The 17,398-nt window shown below is 73.1% G+C and carries 14 protein-coding genes; 12 read left to right on the top strand and 2 right to left on the bottom strand.

Annotation, left to right across the window (positions count from 1 at the left end; all coding sequences use genetic code 11):
- The first annotated feature begins 20 nt into the window (after positions 1 to 20).
- From ACFTZC_RS33755 to ACFTZC_RS33720, 8 genes are all read left to right on the top strand, one after another.
- A complete protein-coding gene (locus tag ACFTZC_RS33755) occupies positions 21 to 1,166 on the top strand; it encodes a quinone-dependent dihydroorotate dehydrogenase (RefSeq protein WP_382896312.1) in 1,146 nt (381 codons plus the stop codon).
- On the top strand, positions 1,163 to 2,062 hold the full coding sequence (gene pyrF, locus ACFTZC_RS33750) for an orotidine-5'-phosphate decarboxylase (protein ID WP_382896262.1): 900 nt from the start codon (positions 1,163 to 1,165) through the stop codon (positions 2,060 to 2,062). The genes ACFTZC_RS33755 and pyrF overlap by 4 nt, the downstream gene beginning before the upstream one ends.
- A 233-nt stretch (positions 2,063 to 2,295) precedes the next feature.
- Positions 2,296 to 2,619, top strand: a complete 324-nt coding sequence (locus ACFTZC_RS33745; protein ID WP_329828420.1) for an integration host factor — start codon at positions 2,296 to 2,298, stop codon at positions 2,617 to 2,619.
- A 38-nt stretch (positions 2,620 to 2,657) separates the two neighbouring features.
- Positions 2,658 to 3,221, top strand: coding sequence for a guanylate kinase (gene gmk / locus ACFTZC_RS33740; protein WP_382896260.1), 564 nt, complete (start codon positions 2,658 to 2,660; stop codon positions 3,219 to 3,221).
- Positions 3,222 to 3,394: 173 nt separating this feature from the next.
- Positions 3,395 to 3,667 (top strand): DNA-directed RNA polymerase subunit omega, encoded by a 273-nt coding sequence (rpoZ, locus tag ACFTZC_RS33735; protein ID WP_003970369.1) that lies wholly within the window; start codon positions 3,395 to 3,397, stop codon positions 3,665 to 3,667.
- A gap of 115 nt (positions 3,668 to 3,782) precedes the next feature.
- On the top strand, positions 3,783 to 4,991 hold the full coding sequence (gene coaBC, locus ACFTZC_RS33730; RefSeq protein ID WP_382896259.1) for a bifunctional phosphopantothenoylcysteine decarboxylase/phosphopantothenate--cysteine ligase CoaBC: 1,209 nt from the start codon (positions 3,783 to 3,785) through the stop codon (positions 4,989 to 4,991).
- Positions 4,992 to 5,346: 355 nt separating this feature from the next.
- Positions 5,347 to 6,555, top strand: a complete 1,209-nt coding sequence (gene metK, locus ACFTZC_RS33725; protein WP_382896257.1) for a methionine adenosyltransferase — start codon at positions 5,347 to 5,349, stop codon at positions 6,553 to 6,555.
- Positions 6,556 to 6,734: 179 nt separating this feature from the next.
- The gene (locus tag ACFTZC_RS33720; RefSeq protein WP_382896255.1) at positions 6,735 to 8,879 is read left to right on the top strand and encodes a primosomal protein N'; all 2,145 of its coding nucleotides are present in this window, start codon (positions 6,735 to 6,737) and stop codon (positions 8,877 to 8,879) included.
- 210 nt (positions 8,880 to 9,089) lie between these two features.
- On the opposite strand, the gene ACFTZC_RS33715 is transcribed toward ACFTZC_RS33720, so the two are convergent.
- Complete coding sequence (locus ACFTZC_RS33715) at positions 9,090 to 9,623, bottom strand: hypothetical protein (RefSeq protein WP_382896254.1); 534 nt, start codon at positions 9,621 to 9,623, stop codon at positions 9,090 to 9,092.
- A 343-nt stretch (positions 9,624 to 9,966) separates the two neighbouring features.
- On the opposite strand from ACFTZC_RS33715, the gene fmt reads away from it, so the two are divergent.
- Together fmt and ACFTZC_RS33705 are read left to right on the top strand one after the other, a co-directional pair.
- Positions 9,967 to 10,911 carry a methionyl-tRNA formyltransferase gene (gene fmt, locus ACFTZC_RS33710; RefSeq protein ID WP_382896252.1) on the top strand — a complete coding sequence of 315 codons (945 nt, stop codon included), beginning with the start codon at positions 9,967 to 9,969 and terminating at the stop codon, positions 10,909 to 10,911.
- A gap of 32 nt (positions 10,912 to 10,943) precedes the next feature.
- Positions 10,944 to 12,377: an RsmB/NOP family class I SAM-dependent RNA methyltransferase gene (locus ACFTZC_RS33705; RefSeq protein WP_382896250.1), complete on the top strand. Its 1,434-nt coding sequence runs from the start codon at positions 10,944 to 10,946 to the stop codon at positions 12,375 to 12,377.
- 58 nt (positions 12,378 to 12,435) lie between these two features.
- Here ACFTZC_RS33705 and ACFTZC_RS33700 read toward each other — a convergent pair whose 3' ends face one another.
- Entirely contained in the window at positions 12,436 to 14,859 is a 2,424-nt protein-coding gene (locus ACFTZC_RS33700) for an excinuclease ABC subunit UvrA (protein ID WP_382896249.1), read from the bottom strand.
- Between the two features lie 427 nt (positions 14,860 to 15,286).
- Here ACFTZC_RS33700 and rpe point away from each other — a divergent pair, with 427 nt between their 5' ends.
- Together rpe and ACFTZC_RS33690 are read left to right on the top strand one after the other, a co-directional pair.
- The gene (gene rpe, locus ACFTZC_RS33695) at positions 15,287 to 15,970 is read left to right on the top strand and encodes a ribulose-phosphate 3-epimerase (protein WP_365815798.1); all 684 of its coding nucleotides are present in this window, start codon (positions 15,287 to 15,289) and stop codon (positions 15,968 to 15,970) included.
- Positions 15,971 to 16,187: 217 nt separating this feature from the next.
- Positions 16,188 to 17,237: a sugar-binding domain-containing protein gene (locus ACFTZC_RS33690; RefSeq protein ID WP_365815796.1), complete on the top strand. Its 1,050-nt coding sequence runs from the start codon at positions 16,188 to 16,190 to the stop codon at positions 17,235 to 17,237.
- The last annotated feature ends 161 nt before the right edge of the window (positions 17,238 to 17,398 follow it).

Below are 17,398 nucleotides of genomic sequence, written 5' to 3'. Positions count from 1 at the left end.
TCATGGACCTCACAGACACGATGTACCGGATGCTCTTCCGGCTGGTCTTCCGGCGGATGGACCCCGAACAGGCGCACCACCTGGCCTTCCGGTGGATCCGGCTCGCCGCCCGGGTCCCCGTGCTGCGCACCTTCGCCGCCGCCGCCCTCGCGCCCCGCTACGAGGAACTGCGCACCGAGGCGTTCGGGCTGCGCATGCACGGCCCGTTCGGGCTCGCCGCGGGGTTCGACAAGAACGCCGTGGGCATCGACGGACTGGCGATGGCCGGCTTCGACCACGTCGAGATCGGCACCGTCACCGGCGAGCCGCAGCCCGGCAACCCCAAGCAGCGGCTCTTCCGGCTCGTCCCCGACCGCGCGCTGATCAACCGCATGGGCTTCAACAACGAGGGCTCCGCCGCCGTGGCGGAGCGCCTCGCGGCCCGTGCGGCCCGCAAGCCGGTCTTCAGGACGACCGTCGGCGTCAACATCGGCAAGACCAAGGTCGTCCCCGAGAGTGAGGCGGTCGCGGACTACGTGCTCTCCACGGAGCGCCTGGCCCGCCACGCCGACTATCTCGTGGTCAACGTCAGCTCGCCCAACACCCCCGGGCTGCGCAGCCTCCAGGCCGTCGACCAGCTCAGGCCGCTGCTCACCGCCGTACGCGAGGCCGCCGACCGCACCGTCCCCGGGCGCCGGGTGCCGCTGCTGGTCAAGATCGCGCCCGACCTCGCGGACGAGGACGTCGACGCCGTCGCCGACCTCGCCGTGGAGCTGGGCCTGGACGGCGTCATCGCCACCAACACCACCATCGCCCGCGCGGGGCTCGGCCTCGTCTCCGGCCCGGAGCTGACCGCCGAGACCGGCGGGCTCTCCGGCGCGCCGCTCAAGGAGCGCTCGCTGGAGGTGCTGAGCCGCCTGTACGCGCGTGTGGGCGACCGGATCACCCTGGTGGGCGTCGGGGGCGTGGAGGACGCCGAGGACGCCTGGCAGCGCATCCTGGCCGGTGCCACGCTCGTCCAGGGATACAGCGCGTTCATCTACCGGGGCCCGTTCTGGAGCCGCGAGATCCACAAGGGGCTCGCGGCGCGGCTCGCGCTCTCCCCGTACGCCACGCTCGCCGAGGCCGTCGGCGCGGCCACGAGGTCCACCAGGGACACCGCGAACCGGAAGCAGGCCGACGCATGAGCGCACCGATCCCTCCGAGCCCCGCGCACCCCGTGGTCCCCGTGGTCCCCTTCGGGGCACGGCTGCGGCAGGCCATGGACCGCCGCGGCCCGCTCTGCGTCGGCATCGACCCGCACGGCTCGCTCCTCACCGACTGGGGGCTGAACGACGACGTCGCGGGCCTGGAGCGGTTCACCCGTACGACGGTGGAGGCGCTGGCCGACCGGGTCGCCGTGCTCAAGCCGCAGTCGGCGTTCTTCGAGCGCTTCGGGTCGCGGGGCATCGCCGTCCTGGAGAAGGCCGTCGCGGAGGCGCGGGCGGCCGGGGCGCTGGTCCTGATGGACGCCAAGCGCGGTGACATCGGCTCCACGATGGGCGCGTACGCGGCGGCCTACCTGGACCCGGCCTCGCCGCTCTTCTCGGACGCGGTGACGCTCTCCCCGTACCTCGGCTTCGGCTCGCTGCGCCCGGCGCTGGACGCGGCCTCGGCGGCCGGCTGCGGGGTCTTCGTCCTCGGGCTGACCTCCAACCCGGAGGGCGCCGAGGTGCAGCGCGCCACCGCCGCCGACGGGCGCCCGCTCGCGGGGCTCATGCTCGGCCACATGGCCGCCGAGAACGCGGGCGCGACGCCGCTCGGCTCGGTCGGCGCCGTCGTGGGGGCCACCCTCGGTGATCTCGCGGACACGGGCGTGGATCTCGCGATCAACGGGCCGCTGCTGGCGCCCGGCATCGGCGCGCAGGGCGCGACGCCCGCGGACCTGCCCGCCGTCTTCGGCGCGGTGGTCGGCAACGTCGTACCGAGCGTCAGCCGGGGTGTTCTCCGTCACGGTCCGGACGCCGGGGCGCTGCGGAAGGCCGCGGACCGCTTCGCGGACGACGTGAGAACGGCCGTCGGCGGTGACACGGCGGGCAGGTGACGGAGGCAATGCGCGGCTTCCTGTCCAAAAAGTTGGGCAAAATGACCAAAATGTCACCCCTGATCGATGCTGACCAGGACTTTTCGTCTGTTCTCGCTGACTCGGGCGGAGTTGGCCGCTAGTCTCCGTCGAGAGCCAACGCGCAGTTCGTTGCCCGTTGCTCGCCTGGTGTGGGGCGATTAGGTTCCTCACCGGTCCGTATCCGACAGTTCGACATCCGAGGTGACGTAGGCGTGGCTCTTCCGCCCCTTACCCCTGAACAGCGCGCAGCCGCGCTCGAAAAGGCCGCCGCGGCTCGCCGGGAGCGGGCCGAGGTCAAGAATCGACTCAAGCACTCCGGCGCTTCGCTCCATGACGTGATCAAGCAGGGTCAGGAGAACGACGTCATCGGGAAGATGAAGGTCTCCGCCCTCCTTGAGTCGCTGCCCGGCGTGGGCAAGGTCCGTGCCAAGCAGATCATGGAGCGGCTCGGGATCTCCGAGAGCCGCCGCGTGCGGGGTCTCGGCTCCAATCAGATCGCGTCCCTGGAGCGCGAGTTCGGCGGTGGCGGCGCCTGACGTTTCCGGGTTCCCCCGGGAACCTGGATAATCGCCGCATGGCAGCAGACGTACGACCGCGGCTGACCGTGCTCTCCGGCCCCTCAGGGGTCGGCAAGAGCACGGTCGTCGCGCATATGCGCAAGGTCCACCCCGAGGTATGGCTCTCGGTGTCGGCCACCACGAGAAAGCCGCGCCCCGGCGAGCGCCACGGCGTCCAGTACTTCTTCGTCACCGACGACGAGTTCGACAAGTCGGTGGCCAACGGCGAACTGCTGGAATGGGCGGAGTTCGCGGGAAACCGCTACGGCACCCCGCGACAGGCGGTCCTGGACCGGCTGGCCGCGGGGGAGCCCGTACTCCTGGAGATCGACCTCCAGGGCGCCCGGCAGGTCAAGGAGTCGATGCCGGAGTCCCGGCTGGTCTTCCTGGCCCCGCCGAGCTGGGACGAGCTGGTGCGCCGGCTCACCGGCCGGGGCACGGAGTCGGCCGAGGTGATCGAGCGCAGGCTGGCGGCCGCGAAGGTGGAGCTGGCCGCCGAGTCGGAGTTCGACACGACGCTGGTCAACACCTCGGTCGAGGACGTCGCACGCGAGCTGCTAGCCTTGATGGCACTTGCATGATCTTTAGTGTGCCGTCCGGATACCGGGGACCACCAGAATTGCGCGAAGCGCGAGAATCACCAGAACCATCAGGATTCCCCGGTCCGCGGTGCACGGTCCCGCACCCTCGGTGAGGGTGCGACCACAGTATTTCCCTGAAGTATTTCCCTGAATTTTCTTCGGAAGGCAAGAGAGTGTCCTCTTCCATCACCACGCCCGAGGGCATCATCAACCCGCCGATCGATGAGCTGCTCGAAGCCACGGACTCGAAGTACAGCCTCGTGATCTACGCGGCCAAGCGCGCGCGCCAGATCAACGCGTACTACTCGCAGCTCGGTGAGGGCCTGCTTGAGTACGTCGGTCCGCTGGTGGACACCCACGTCCACGAGAAGCCGCTCTCGATCGCCCTGCGCGAGATCAACGCGGGTCTGCTGACCTCCGAGGCCATCGAGGGCCCGGCCCAGTAGGCGCCCAGGCACCACACGTTTTTCGGCACAGGCCCGGTGGAGCGACCGCCGGGCCTGTGGTGTGTCATGGGAGCTGTCACGTTCTGGTCGGGGCCGGTGGAGGGGAGTGGGCACGGTGGACAAGCCGAAGGTCGTTCTGGGGGTCGCCGGGGGGATCGCCGCGTACAAGGCGTGCGAGCTGCTGCGCCGGCTGACCGAGTCGGGCCATGACGTACGGGTCGTGCCGACCGACTCGGCGCTGCACTTCGTCGGGGCGGCGACCTGGTCGGCCCTGTCCGGGCATCCCGTCTCCACCGAGGTCTGGTCGGACGTGCACGAGGTGCCGCACGTACGGATCGGCCAGGGCGCCGACCTGGTCGTCGTCGCCCCGGCCACCGCCGACCTGCTCGCGAAGGCGGCGCACGGCCTCGCGGACGACCTGCTGACCAACACGCTCCTCACGGCCCGCTGCCCGGTCGTCTTCGCGCCCGCCATGCACACCGAGATGTGGGAGCACCCCGCCACCCAGGAGAACGTCGCGACCCTGCGCGCCCGGGGCGCCGTCGTCGTCGAGCCCGCCGTGGGCCGCCTCACCGGTGCCGACACGGGCAAGGGGCGGCTGCCGGACCCGGGCGAGATCTTCGAGCTCTGCCGCCGGATCCTGGCCCGCGGCGTCCCCGCGCCCGACCTGGCGGGACGCCATGTGGTGATCAGCGCGGGCGGTACGCGCGAGCCGCTCGACCCGGTCCGCTACCTGGGCAACCGCTCCTCGGGCAAGCAGGGGTACGCCCTGGCCCGTACGGCCGTGGCCCGGGGGGCCAGGGTCACGCTGATCGAGGCGAACACGGGACTGCCCGACCCGGCGGGCGTGGACCTGGTCCACGTCGGCACCGCCGTACAGCTCCGGGAGGCCGTGCTGAAGGCCGCCGCCGAGGCGGACGCGGTGGTCATGGCGGCGGCCGTGGCCGATTTCCGGCCCGCCGCCTACGCCACCGGCAAGATCAAGAAGAAGGACGGCGAGGAGCCCGCCCCGGTCGCCCTCGTCCGCAACCCCGACATCCTCGCCGAGCTCGCCGCCGAGCGGCCCCGCCCGGGACAGGTGGTCGTCGGCTTCGCGGCGGAGACGGACGACGTCCTCGCCAACGGCCGGCGCAAGCTGCGGCGCAAGGGGTGCGACCTCCTCGTGGTCAACGAGGTCGGGGACCGCAAGGCGTTCGGCGCCGAGGAGAACGAGGCCGTCGTCCTCGCGGCCGACGGCGCGGAGACGCCCGTACCGTACGGACCGAAGGAGGCCCTGGCGGACGTGGTCTGGGACCTGGTGGCGCCCCGGATGGTGGCCGGATAACGGCGGGCGGCGGTGGGGTGCCCCGGGCCGCGGACAGCCTCGGCGGCGGGCCCACGTCCGCCGGCGGCGGCGAAGGTGGCGAGGAGCCTCCGGCCGGATGAATTCTTCATTACGCACCCTTCCTCCCCCTGTGCCGCTTACGCGCCCTTCGTCACATCTTTCTCAGGGCTCTGGCCAGGGGCGATCACCGTGGCGCATAATGCGAGACCGCGAGCGTGGGGCTCCCACAGATCGAGACACTTGCCCCCGTGGCCCGATTCGACCGATAAAGTGGTCGAGGACCGCCGCGGGGCGTGCAGCGCCCCGTACGTCCGCCAATGATCAGCCAGCAGCCGCTGCAACCTCAGGGAGCGATGTGTCCCGCCGTCTGTTCACCTCGGAGTCAGTGACCGAAGGTCACCCCGACAAGATCGCTGACCAGATCAGCGACACCATTCTCGACGCGCTCCTCCAGGAGGACCCGTCCTCCCGGGTCGCCGTGGAAACCTTGATCACCACCGGTCTGGTGCATGTCGCCGGCGAGGTGACCACCAAGGCGTACGCGCCGATCGCCCAGCTGGTGCGGAACAAGATCCTGGAGATCGGCTACGACTCGTCGAAGAAGGGCTTCGACGGTGCCTCCTGCGGCGTCTCGGTCTCCATCGGCGCGCAGTCGCCCGACATCGCGCAGGGCGTCGACACGGCGTACGAGAAGCGGGTCGAGGGTGATGAGGATGAGCTGGACAAGCAGGGCGCCGGCGACCAGGGCCTGATGTTCGGCTACGCCTGCGACGAGACCCCCGAGCTGATGCCGCTCCCGATCCACCTCGCGCACCGGCTCTCGCGCCGCCTCTCCGAGGTCCGCAAGAACGGGACCATCCCGTACCTGCGCCCCGACGGCAAGACCCAGGTCACCATCGAGTACGACGGCGACAAGGCCGTACGCCTCGACACGGTCGTCGTCTCCTCGCAGCACGCGTCCGACATCGACCTGGACTCGCTGCTCGCCCCCGACGTCCGTGAGTTCGTCGTCGAGCACGTGCTCAAGGAGCTGGTGGACGACGGCATCAAGCTGGACACCGAGGGCTACCGCCTGCTGGTCAACCCGACCGGACGCTTCGAGATCGGCGGCCCGATGGGCGACGCCGGCCTCACCGGCCGCAAGATCATCATCGACACCTACGGCGGCATGGCCCGCCACGGCGGCGGCGCCTTCTCCGGCAAGGACCCGTCCAAGGTCGACCGCTCGGCGGCGTACGCGATGCGCTGGGTCGCCAAGAACGTCGTGGCCGCCGGTCTCGCCGCGCGCTGCGAGGTCCAGGTCGCGTACGCGATCGGCAAGGCCGAGCCGGTCGGCCTCTTCGTCGAGACCTTCGGCACGGCCACGGTCGAGCCGGAGAAGATCGAGCAGGCCATCGGCCAGGTCTTCGACCTCCGCCCGGCCGCGATCATCCGCGACCTCGACCTGCTGCGCCCGATCTACGCGCAGACCGCGGCGTACGGCCACTTCGGCCGCGAGCTGCCGGAGTTCACCTGGGAGCGCACGGACCGCGTGGACGCGCTGCGCGAGGCCGCGGGCGTCTGAGCCGCGGACCGCATTCCTGAGCGAGGCCCCGGACACCACCTCGGTGTCCGGGGCCTCGCTGTCGGCCGGGGGCTGTCGGGACAGGGGGCGTCCGGCGGCTCACGCGGTTGTCGTGGTGCGGCGTCCGGCGGATCTCCGCGGGGGTGGCGCTGTCGGTGGCGTCTGGTAGGTATGAAGCTGTGAGCAGCGACGACGAGCGGCCCGACGAACCCGCCGGTGGTGGGCCCGAGCAGCTTGCGCTCATTCGGGAGAGTGTGCGGAAGGCGAAGGTGCCGCGGGCCAAGCCGCGGACCTGGCGGGGGGCCGCGCTGGCCGGGGGGTTGCCGGTGGCGCGGGTGGTGGTGAACAAGGGGGTGCTCCATCTCGACCAGTTCTTCGACTACGCCGTGCCCGAGGAGCTGGACGAGGCGGCGCAGCCCGGGGTGCGGGTGCGGGTGCGGTTCGGGGCCGGGGCGCGTCAGGTGCGGGGCGGGCGGCGGGAGGGCGGCCGGCTGATCGACGGGTTCGTGGTGGAGCGGCGGGCCGAGTCGGACTACGCGGGGCCGCTCGCCGCGCTGGCCGGGGTCGTGTCCACCGAGCCGGTGCTCGGCCCGGAGCTGCTGGGGCTGGCGCGGGCCGTCGCCGACCGGTACGCGGGGAGCCTCGCCGACGTGCTCCAGCTCGCCGTGCCGCCGCGGAACGCGCGCGCCGAGGCGAAGCCGTCGCCGGAGCCGGCCCCGCCGCCCGCCGCGCCGGAGCCGGGCGGCTGGGAGCGGTATGTGAACGGGCCCGCGTTCCTCGGCGCGCTCGCGGGAGGTGGCGCGCCGCGCGCCGTGTGGACCGCGCTGCCGGGGCCGGGCTGGGCGGACGAGCTGGCGCGCGCCGTCGCCGCGACGCTCGCCTCGGGGCGGGGCGCGCTCGTCGTCGTACCGGACGGGCGGATCGCGGCGCGGGCCGACGCCGCGCTGACGGCGCTGCTGGGCGAGGGGCGGCACGCGCTCCTCACCGCGGAGGCCGGGCCCGAGAAACGCTACCGGGAGTGGCTCGCGGTCCGGCGCGGCGCGGTGCGGGCGGTCGTCGGGACCCGTGCGGCCATGTTCGCGCCCGTCCGGGACCTGGGGCTGGTGGCCATCTGGGACGACGGCGACTCCAGCCACAGCGAGCCGCACGCCCCCCAGCCGCACGCCCGCGAGGTGCTGCTGCTGCGCGCCGCGCACGACAGGTGCGGCTTCCTGCTGGGCAGTACGTCGTGCACGGTCGAGGCGGCCCAGCTCGTCGACACGGGCTGGGCGCTGCCGCTGGCGGCGGGCCGGGATCAGGTGCGTACGGCCGCGCCGCTGGTGCGGACCATCGGCGACGGCGAGCTGGCGCGCGACGAGGCGGCGCGGGCGGCCCGGCTGCCCAGCCTCGCCTGGGGGGCCGTCAGGGACGGGCTGCGCAGCGGCCCGGTGCTGGTGCAGGTGCCCCGCCGCGGCTATGTGCCCCGGCTGGCCTGCGAGCTGTGCCGTACCCCGGCCCGGTGCCGGCACTGCGCGGGGCCGCTGGAGGCCCCGCGCGAGCGGGAGCTGCACTGCGGCTGGTGCGGACGGGCGGAGCCGGACTGGCACTGCGCCGCCTGCGGGAGTCCCCGGCTGCGCGCGCGGATCGTGGGGGCGCGGCGTACGGCGGAGGAGCTGGGCAGGGCCTTCCCGGCCGTCCCGGTCCGTACGTCGGGACGCGACCATGTGCTCGACTCCGTGCCGGGGCACCCCGCGCTCGTCGTCAGCACACCGGGCGCCGAGCCCGTCGCGGAGGGCGGCTACGCGGCGGCGCTGCTGCTCGACGGCTGGGCGATGCTCGGCCGCCCCGATCTGCGGGCCGGCGAGGAGGCGCTGCGCCGCTGGACGCAGGCGGCGTCCCTGGTCCGGGGGCAGGGCGAGGGCGGCACGGTGGTGGTGGTCGCCGAGCCGACCCTGCGGCCGGTGCAGGCGCTGGTCCGCTGGGACCCGGTGGGGCACGCGCGGCGTGAGCTGGCCGAGCGGACCGAGCTGGGGTTCCCCCCGGTGTCCCGGATGGCCGCCGTGGTGGGGCGCACGGAGGCGGTGGACGCGTTCCTCGCCTCGGCCGAACTGCCGGGCGACGCCGAGGTGCTGGGGCCCGTACCACTGCCCATGACCGACCCGGGCCGGCCGCGCAGGCCGGGCGATCCGCCGCCGGGGGAGCGCTGGGAGCGCGCCCTGCTCCGGGTGCCGCCGGGCAGTGGCGCCGCGCTGGCACGGGCGCTGAAGGCGGCGCAGGCGGCGCGGATGTCGCGGGGCGGCGGCGATCCGGTGCGGATCAGGATCGATCCCCCGGACATCGGCTGAGGGGCATCGGCCGAGGCAGGGACGGAACGGGCCGGGCCGCGACGGGACGGGCCGCGACGGAACAGGGCGCGGCGGTGCGGCCGGGCGGCTGCCGGCCGCACCGCGCTCTGCCGCCCGTACGCGGTGGGGGTGCGGTACGGGCTGGCTCGTCGCGCCGTCGACGGGTGACCGGTTCCGGCGCGTGGGGCGGGGGAGAGCGGGCGGGGGAGTTCAGCCGCCGCGCGGGCCGGGGAAGGCGTTGGGACGGCTCTCCTCACGGAGCGACGGGAGGCTCGCCGAGGGCTGCGGCGGCATCGAACGGGCCGCCGGCACCGCGGGGACGGCGCCCGGCAGCGAGGCGCGGGGCGCGCCGGGGTCCTGTGCGCGGTCCGGGTCGGCCGCGCCGGGCTGCTGCGTGGCCCGCCGCGTACCGTAACGCCGGTGCACCGCCTGCTTGGTGACCCCCAGGGCCGACCCCACCGCGTCCCACGAGAACCCGAGCGAGCGGTCGAAGTCCACCGCCGCGGTCACCAGCGTCTCGACGCTGTCCCGCAGCTCCTGCGCGAGGCGGACGGTCGGGGCGGGCGCCCTGCCGTAGACGACGAAGCCCGTGGAGGGGCCCGAGCGCCGCGGGCGGTAGACGTTGCCCAACTGGGCGGTGAGCGTGCGCAACGCGTCCACCTGCCGCCTGACCCGCTCGATGTCCCGCACCAACAGGTGCAGACTTGCCCGGGCTTGTGCGTCGTGGGTTGCGTGGTCGGCCATGAACAAGCCTCTCGAACCGGCGTGGAAAAGGATCCGGGCCGCACCGGTGCGGCCCGCGTGGGTCAATCTCTCTTGACAACGCTCCATTGGGCGATGTGGTCACGCTGCGGGGGCGTATGCGCATATGCGCGGGGCGCACAGGCCGTCGTACGCCCCCTGAGGCGGGGGACGGGACTCCCCGCTCGCGCATCTACACTGGTACGCCGTTCACGGGCCCGCGAAGATCCGTACCGGTCCCGCGGCACCGGGCCGCCGCGCGGCGGCCCGGGCGGGAGCGTCTCCGGCCCTCCGGCCGGTACGCTCCCTCCGTTCGACCACCAGTCCGAGAGGTAGTCAGCCACCGATGAAGCTCGTCTTCGCCGGCACCCCCGAGGTCGCCGTACCCGCCCTGGACGCCCTCATCGCCTCGGAACGGCACACCGTCGCCGCCGTCGTGACCAGGCCCGACGCACCCGCGGGACGCGGGCGCAGGCTGGTGGCCAGCCCGGTCGCCCAGCGCGCTGAGGAAGCGGGCATCGAGGTGCTCAGGCCCGCGAAGCCCCGGGACGAGGACTTCCTCGCCCGGCTGCGCGAGATCGGCCCCGACTGCTGCCCGGTCGTCGCGTACGGCGCCCTGCTGCCCAAGATCGCTCTCGGAGTGCCCGTCCACGGCTGGGTGAACCTGCACTTCTCGCTGCTGCCCGCCTGGCGCGGCGCCGCGCCCGTGCAGCACGCCGTCATGGCCGGCGACGAGATGACCGGCGCGGCCACCTTCCAGATCGAGGAGGGGCTCGACTCCGGCCCCGTGTACGGCGTGCTCACCGAGCACGTCCGGCCCACCGACACCAGCGGCGACCTGCTGACCCGGCTGGCGTTCGCCGGCGCCGGACTGCTCTCCGCGACCATGGACGGCATCGAGGACGGCTCCCTGGTCCCCGTACCGCAGCCCGCCGACGGCGTCTCCCTCGCCCCCAAGATCACCGTCGAGGACGCACAGGTCGACTGGGCCGCCCCCGCGCTCCGCGTCGACCGGGTCGTGCGCGCCTGCACCCCCGCGCCGGGCGCCTGGACGCTCTTCCGCGGCGAACGGCTCAAGCTCGTCCAGGCCCGGCTCGCACCCGAGGCCGACTCCCTGGCGCCCGGCGCGCTCGCCGTCGGCAAGAACACCGTGCACGCCGGCACCGGCTCGGGCGCCGTCGAACTGCTCTGGGTCCAGCCGCAGGGCAAGAAGCCGATGCGCGCCGCCGACTGGGCGCGCGGGGTGCGGATCGCCCCGGACGAACGGCTCGGCACCGCCGACGTAGGCTGAGAGGGATCCACTCTTCTCACCGCGGAGCACCTTTGAACGAGCAGGCCACGCGCCGCCCCTCCAAGCCGTACCGCCGCCCCAAGAAGGACCCCGTACGGCTCCTCGCCTTCGAGGTGCTCAGGGCCGTCGACGAGCGGGACGCCTACGCCAACCTCGTGCTGCCCCCGCTGCTCAAGAAGGCCCGCGAGAACAGCGACTTCGAGGCGCGGGACGCGGCGCTCGCCACCGAGCTGGTGTACGGGACGCTGCGCCGCCAGGGCACGTACGACGCGATCATCTCGGCCTGCGTGGACCGGCCGCTGCGGGAGGTCGACCCGCCGGTGCTCGACGTGCTCGCGCTCGGTGCGCACCAGCTCCTCGGCACCCGGATCCCCACCCACGCCGCGGTCTCCGCCAGCGTGGACCTGGCCCGGGTGGTGCTCGGTGACGGGCGCGCCAAGTTCGTCAACGCCGTCCTGCGCAAGATCTCCAAGGACGACCTGGACGGCTGGCTGGAACGGGTCGCGCCGCCGTACGACGAGGACGCGGAGGACCATCTCGCGGTCGTCCACTCGCATCCCCGCTGGATCGTCTCGGCGCTCTGGGACGCCCTCGGCGGCGGGCGCGCCGGGATCGAGGACCTGCTCGAAGCCGACAACGAACGCCCCGAGGTGACCCTCGTGGCCCGCCCCGGACGCTCCACCACCGACGAGCTGACCGACCTGCTCGGCGCGGACACGGTGCTGCCGGGACGCTGGTCCCCGTATGCCGTACGGCTCGCCGAGGGCGGCGAACCGGGTGCCGTCGAGGCGGTACGGGACGGCCGCGCCGGAGTCCAGGACGAGGGCAGCCAGCTCGTCGCCCTGGCCCTGGCCAACGCGCCGCTGGAGGGCGCCGACACGCGCTGGCTCGACGGCTGCGCGGGCCCCGGCGGCAAGGCGGCGCTGCTGGCCGCGCTCGCCGCCGGACGCGGCGCCGCGCTCCTCGCCGCGGAGAAGCAGCCGCACCGCGCCCGGCTCGTCGAACGCGCCCTCGCCGGGAATCCGGGCCCGTACCAGGTCATCGCCGCCGACGGCACCCGGCCGCCCTGGCGCCCGGGCTCCTTCGACCGCGTCCTGGTCGACGTCCCCTGCTCGGGGCTGGGCGCGCTGCGCCGCAGGCCGGAGGCGCGCTGGCGGCGCCGCCCGGCCGACCTGGACGGCTTCGCGCCGCTCCAGCGCGGGCTGCTGCGCGAGGCGTTCCAGGCCGTACGGGTCGGCGGCATCGTCGGGTACGCCACCTGCTCCCCGCATCTCGCCGAGACCCGGGTCGTCGTCGAGGACGTCCTCAGGGGCCGGGGCGGCCCGCCGGCCGAGGCCGAATGGGTCGACGCCAGGCCCCTGATGCCCGGGGTCCCGGCGCTGGGCGACGGCCCCGACGTACAGCTCTGGCCGCATCTGCACGGCACGGACGCCATGTACCTGGCACTGCTGCGCCGTACGGCCTGAGCCGCCGCCGGGCGCCCTGAGCCACCGCCGGTCCGTGCGCGGTGGCTCAGGCCGTCGGTCAGGCGCCCACGTACTCCGCGAGGTGTTCGCCGGTGAGGGTGGAGCGGCCGGCGACGAGATCGGCCGGTGTGCCCTCGAAGACGATCCGGCCGCCGTCGTGGCCCGCACCCGGGCCGAGGTCGATGATCCAGTCGGCGTGCGCCATGACCGCCTGGTGGTGCTCCACGACGATCACCGACCTGCCGGAGTCGACGAGCCGGTCGAGCAGGCCGAGCAACTGCTCGACATCGGCGAGGTGGAGGCCGGTGGTCGGCTCGTCGAGGACGTAGATCTGCCGGTCGGCGCCCTTCTCGGCCAGGCGGGTGGCGAGCTTGAGCCGCTGCCGCTCGCCGCCGGAGAGCGTGGTGAGCGGCTGGCCGAGGGTGAGGTAGCCGAGCCCGACGTCGGAGAGCCGGCCGAGGATCGCGTGCGCGGCGGGCGTCCGCGCCTCGCCGGAGCCGAAGAACTCCTCCGCCTCGTCCACCGACATCGCGAGCACCTCGCTGATGTCGCGGCCGCCGAGGTGGTGGTCGAGCACGGCCGGCTGGTACCGCTTCCCCTCGCACTCCTCGCAGGTGGTGGCGACGCCGGCCATCATCGCCAGGTCGGTGTAGACGACACCGGCGCCGTTGCAGTTGAGGCAGGCGCCCTCGGAGTTGGCGCTGAACAGCGCCGGCTTCACGCCGTTGGCCTTCGCGAAAGCCTTGCGGATCGGTTCCAGCAGTCCGGTGTACGTCGCCGGGTTGCTCCGCCGGGAGCCGCGGATGGGGCTCTGGTCGACCGACACCACACCGGGGCCGGCCGTTCCCGGGCCGTCGACCAGCGACCCGTGCACGAGCGAGCTCTTGCCCGAGCCCGCGACCCCGGTGACCACGACCAGCACCCCGAGCGGGATGTCGACATCGACGTCCCGCAGGTTGTGCGCGGACGCGCCGCGGATCTCCAGCGCCCCGGTGGGCGTCCGTACCTTCTCCTTGAGGGCGGCCCGGTCGTCGAAGTGGCGGCCCGTGAGGCTGTCGCCGGCCCGCAGCCCCTCGACGGTGCCCTCGAACTGGACGGTGCCGCCCGCCGTACCTGCGCCGGGGCCGAGATCCACGACATGGTCGGCGATCGCGATCATCTCCGGCTTGTGCTCCACGACGAGCACCGTGTTGCCCTTGTCGCGCAGCCGCAGCAGCAGGCCGTTCATCCGGCCGATGTCGTGCGGGTGCAGGCCGATGGTCGGCTCGTCGAAGACGTAGGTGACATCGGTGAGCGAGGAGCCGAGGTGACGGATCATCTTCACGCGCTGCGCCTCGCCGCCGGACAACGTGCCCGCGGGCCGGTCGAGCGAGAGATAGCCGAGACCGATCTCCACGAACGAGTCGAGGGCCGCCCGCAGCGCGGCGACGAGCGGCGCCACCGACGGCTCGCCGATGCCCCGCACCCAGTCGGCCAGGTCGCTGATCTGCATCGCGCAGGCGTCGGCGATGCTGATCCCGTTGATCTTCGAGGACCTGGCCCCCTCGTTGAGCCGGGTGCCGTCGCACTCCGGGCAGGCGGTGAAGGCGACCGCCCGGTCCACGAACGTCCGGATGTGCGGCTGCATGCCCTCCCGGTCCTTGGCGAGCATCGACTTCTGGATCCGGGGGATCAGCCCCTCGTACGTCATGTTGATCCCCGCGATCTTCATCCTGGTCGGCTCGCGGTGGAGGAAGTCGTGCAGCTCCGTCCCGGTGTACTCGCGGATCGGCTTGTCCGGGTCGAAGAAGCCGGACTCGGTGTAGAGCCGGTAGTTCCAGCCGCCCGGCTTGTAGCCGGGGACGGTCAGCGCGCCGTCGTTGAGCGACTGCGAGTCGTCGTAGAGCTGGGTCAGGTCGAGATCGGAGACGGTGCCCCGGCCCTCGCAGCGCGCACACATGCCGCCGGTGATGCTGAAGCTGCGGCGCTCCTTCACGGTCTGCCCGCCGCGCTCCACGGTGACGGCGCCCGCCCCGCTGATCGAGGCGACGTTGAAGGAGAACGCCTTGGCCGAGCCGAGATGCGGCTGCCCGAGCCGGCTGAAGAGGATCCGCAGCATCGCGTTGGCGTCGGTCGCGGTGCCGACGGTGGAGCGCGGGTCGGCGCCCATCCGCTGCTGGTCGACGAGGATCGCCGTCGTCAGCCCTTCGAGCACGTCGACCTCGGGCCGCGCCAGCGTCGGCATGAAGCCCTGCACGAAGGCGCTGTACGTCTCGTTGATCAGCCGCTGCGACTCCGCGGCGATGGTGCCGAACACCAGGGAGCTCTTGCCCGAGCCGGAGACACCGGTGAACACCGTCAGCCGGCGCTTCGGGATCTCGACGCTGACGTCCTTGAGGTTGTTCACGCGCGCGCCGTGCACCCGGATCAGATCGTGGTTGTCGGCGCTGTGGACGCCGTCCGGCGCGGACGGCTGCGTGCCCGGGCTCGTGGCTATGCTCATCGTGGTGTCTCCATGGTTCAGGCGGGCGGAGCCGTCCGGGCGGTCTCCGTCGGCGTCGACTGGCTCGATCTAACCAGCTTCGGGCAGTACGTCTGGATTTTTTCCTCGGGTGCGGTCGTCCCGGACCGTCGGGCCTCGGCGCCGGACCGCGTTCCGAGTCCGTGTCCGCGCACGCCACGCTACGGGCGGGACGGCGGGCGGTGCTTCTCGATTCCTGCCCGGTTCCGACCGGAGGTCCTGCCCGGTTCCGCTCGGTTCCGGCCGGAAGCCCGGAGCCGCGGGAGTCAAGCCGATCTCTCCGTAAACCCGGATCTGTCCACAGAAACGCGAGGATTGCGCGGACTGTGCCCATTCCCGTACGGGATTGGTCGGTACCCGGGTTCCCGGGGCGGTCGGGAAGTGCTCCGGAGCATGGCAGGCTTGGCACATGGCCCAGATCAACCCCAGCATCCTGTCCGCCGACTTCGCCCGCCTCGCCGAGGAGGCGAAGGCGGTCGACGGCGCGGACTGGCTCCATGTCGATGTCATGGACAACCACTTCGTGCCCAACCTGACCCTGGGCGTGCCCGTGGTCGAGGCGCTCGCGCGGGCGACGGACACGCCGCTGGACTGCCATCTCATGATCGAGGAGCCCGACCGCTGGGCCCCGCAGTACGTCGAGGCCGGCGCGGGCTCCGTGACCTTCCACGTGGAGGCCGCTGCCGCGCCCGTACGGCTGGCGCGGGAGATCAGGGCCAAGGGCGCCAAGGCGTCGATGGCGCTGAAGCCCGCGACCCCGGTCGAACCGTACGAGGACCTGCTCCCCGAACTCGACATGCTGCTGATCATGACGGTGGAGCCGGGCTTCGGCGGACAGGCGTTCCTGGACATCATGCTGCCGAAGATCCGCCGCACCCGGGAGCTGATCTCCAAGCACGGACTCGAACTGTGGCTCCAGGTCGACGGCGGGGTCTCCGCGACCACCATCGAGCGGTGCGCGGAGGCCGGGGCCGATGTCTTCGTCGCCGGATCCGCGGTGTACGGCACGGACGATCCGGCGGCGGCGGTACGGATGCTGCGCAACCAGGCGACCGAGGCGACCGCCGCGGCCTCCTGGGCCTGCGGCCACTGATCCGCGGCCGGGGAACCCCGGGTGCGCGAACCGCGAACCCGCGAGACGCGCACCCGCGGCCCGCGCACCCGCACCCGCTCCCCGCGGACCCGCGGAGAACGGGGCGCGCGGCGCGGCTCCCCGGTGGGCGACCAGTGAGCCACAGGAACATGAACGGGGCCTTCCGAGGCCGATCAAGGACCGCTGGATCTGACAGGATGAACAGCGAGTCCAGAGTGTGAACAAAGGTGAGGAGATCGCGGTGTCTGGTATGTCGGCGGGTCGGCCAGCCCTGCGGATGGGACCCGCGGAACTGGTGCAGGCGGCGGCCATGGCCCGCCGCTTCTACCTGGAGGGCAAGTCCAAGATCCAGATCGCCGAGGAGTTCGGCGTCAGCCGCTTCAAGGTGGCCCGGGTCCTGGAGACCGCGCTGGAGCGCGACCTCGTACGGATCGAGATCCGCGTCCCCGCCGAGCTGGACGCCGAGCGCTCCGACGCGCTGCGCGCCCGCTACGGCCTGCGGCACGCGGTCGTCGTCGAGTCCCCCGCGGAGGGCGAGGACGAGTCGCCCGACCCCGAGAACCTCGGTGAGGTCGCCGCCGACCTCCTCGGCGAACTGGTGGTCGAGGGCGATGTCCTCGGTCTCGCGTGGGGCCGCTCCACCATCCACATGGCCGCCGCGCTCGACCGGCTGCCGCCCTGCACGGTCGTCCAGCTGACCGGCGTGTACGACGCGGGCACCGCCGAGCGCGGCTCCGTCGAGGCCGTCCGGCGCGCCGCCCAGGTCTCCGGCGGCGAGGCGCACCCCATCTACGCCCCGATGCTGCTGCCCGACCCGGCGACCGCCGCCGCGCTGCGCAGCCAGACCGGGATCGCGCGCGCCTTCGAGTACTTCGACAAGGTCACCGTCGCGGCCGTCTCCATCGGCTCCTGGGAGCCCGGGATCTCCACGGTCCACGACATGATCACCGAGGAGGAGCGCACCCATTACGCCTCGCTCGGCGTCGCCGCCGAGATGTCCGCGCACCTCTTCGACGCGGAGGGCCGCCGGGTCGGCCGCGACCTGGGCGAGCGCTGCATCACCGTCGAGGCGGACCGGCTGCGCCGTATCCCGGAGGTCGTGGCGATCGCCGGCGGGCTGCGCAAGGCCGAGGCGATCGGGGCCGTACTCCGCTCCGGGCTGGTCACCAGCCTGGTCACGGACACCGCCGCGGCGGACTTCCTGCTGACGGAGTTCACTCCCGCCCCGCACCCCGCGCTGGAGCGGGCGGACCCGGACGACGACTGAGGCGCCGACGGGGGATTCGACGGGGTTTCGACGGGGGTTTCGGAGGATGCTTCGAAGATCACCACCGGCTCCCTGGCAGAACGTACAGAGCCGGCCGGCAGGTTCGCCAGAACGCCGGCGGATCGGTGATGATGGCGTAGGAGCCGCAGCCGGGGCCCACC

The sequence above is a fragment of the Streptomyces sp. NPDC056987 genome, from assembly GCF_042673865.1.
In the GTDB taxonomy this organism is placed as follows: Bacteria; Actinomycetota; Actinomycetes; order Streptomycetales; family Streptomycetaceae; genus Streptomyces.
The sequence above is the reverse complement of the archived record's forward strand: the minus strand, read 5'-3'. Positions and strand labels throughout refer to the sequence as shown.